This window comes from Faecalibacterium sp. DFI.5.82 (assembly GCF_029076575.1).
In the GTDB taxonomy this organism is placed as follows: domain Bacteria; phylum Bacillota; class Clostridia; order Oscillospirales; family Ruminococcaceae; genus Faecalibacterium; species Faecalibacterium duncaniae.
Genome location: NZ_JARFIS010000777.1, coordinates 1 through 300, shown reverse-complemented (window position 1 = coordinate 300; position 300 = coordinate 1). Strand labels below are relative to the sequence as shown.

The 300-nt window shown below is 49.0% G+C and carries 1 protein-coding gene; it reads left to right on the top strand.

Annotated elements, in window-relative coordinates:
* Window positions 1-12: 12 nt before the first annotated feature.
* Window positions 13-300: recombinase family protein (locus tag P0G09_RS18865; RefSeq protein ID WP_275253438.1), on the top strand; the 288-nt coding region annotated here is incomplete at its 3' end.

Below are 300 nucleotides of genomic sequence, written 5' to 3'. Positions count from 1 at the left end.
GATGATGAAAAGATGTATGATTGGGACAGTGCCTATATCAGTCAGGTTCTGCACAGCCCAGTCTACGCCGGACACATCATCTACGAAGCCAAGCCCACCGTGTCCATGAAATCCAAAAAGCTGCGTTATATTCCGCTTGAAGAACGCGCTATCGTTCCGAATACACATGAAGCAATCATCCCACAAGACCGTTGGGAGAACGTGCAGCGAATCCTTTACAGCCGTTCCAGTAGATTTATGTGCGATAAGACCGACTACGACAATATCTTCAAGGGCATCGTCCGCAGTCTGCACAGCGGA